Source organism: Micromonospora sp. NPDC050495 (assembly GCF_040655175.1).
Classification (GTDB): Bacteria; Actinomycetota; Actinomycetes; order Mycobacteriales; family Micromonosporaceae; genus Micromonospora.
On sequence record NZ_JBFAJK010000132.1, the window covers coordinates 1 to 1,149 of the forward strand.

1 protein-coding gene is annotated in these 1,149 nt (G+C 37.5%); it reads left to right on the forward strand.

The window, feature by feature from the left end; all coding sequences use genetic code 11:
- The first annotated feature begins 200 nt into the window (after positions 1-200).
- On the forward strand, positions 201-1,091 hold the full coding sequence (locus tag AB0I11_RS34425; protein WP_357330126.1) for an IS982-like element ISLll1 family transposase: 891 nt from the start codon (positions 201-203) through the stop codon (positions 1,089-1,091).
- Positions 1,092-1,149: the final 58 nt, after the last annotated feature.

Below are 1,149 nucleotides of genomic sequence, written 5' to 3' on the forward strand. Positions count from 1 at the left end.
ATGAAATCTTGAAACTTGCCATCCGCTCGAATGGTAACCTGACACTTTAATTGTAACATTTTACTAGGTTAAGGGCACCTCTAAAAACGTATGAAAAGAGGTATAATAGAACCCGAATTGCTAGTTAATTTCATTGGAAAATAAATAAGTCGTGCTATCCTAATCTTAAACCACTAAGCATTAGAAAGCGCACGACTTATATGACTTATAATAGCACACTTCCAAAAGTTTTTGTTTATTTACTGACAACCATTGAGACGCTTTATCAAACGAGTGTTCCCCTTGAGGTTCAAAACCGAAAGAACGTCCATCTCGCAACATCAGATTGCTTAGTTATCGCTTGTTACCTATGGGGCGTACTGCATTTTAGTGAAACACTTAAAGCTAAGCACCAATTGGCTCAAAGTTTATTTCCTAATTTCCTAGAATATTCTCGCTTTGTCCGCCGTTGTAATGCCCTCTTACCGAGTATCCAAGTCATTCGCCAAGCACTCGTCTTTAAAGAGGTTGAAGGAATGAGTGTATCCATTATTGACAGCTTCCCCATTCCTTTGTGTCAGCCTATTCGTAACTTCAGAAGCAAAGTTCTTGGAGATTATGCCAATGTTGGCTACAATGCTACAAAGGGACAGTACTTCTATGGATGTAAATGTCATGCTTTAGTCAGTGAATCAGGCTATGTCATAGACTACACAATTACTCCTGCTTCAATGGCTGATAGTTCAATGACCGAGGAAGTGTTGAGTCAATTTGGGACACCAACAGTCCTTGGAGATATGGGATATCTAGGTCAGTCACTGCATGATAGGCTGGAATTAAAAGGAATTGATCTAATTACACCTGTCAGGAAGAACATGAAGCAAAAGAAAATCCTTTTCCCTAATTTTTCAAAACGTAGAAAAGTGATTGAGCGAGTTTTCTCTTTTTTGACAAATCTAGGAGCTGAGCGTTGTAAAAGTCGTTCGCCTCAAGGTTTTCAATTGAGATTAGAGATGATACTTTTAGCGTATTCTTTACTGTTAAAATCAGCTAAATCACTGGAACCAGAGACTTTAAGATATTCTATCGGGTATCAAGTCATGGATAAATAATCAACTAGCAATTCGGGTATATGGAGGATATTTCAATGAAAAAATTTTTTAAATATAG

Coding starts and splice junctions, on each gene's coding strand:
- AB0I11_RS34425 (WP_357330126.1), top strand. CDS start 201: ATGACTTATAATAGCACACTTCCAAAAGTTTTTGTTTATTTACTGACA.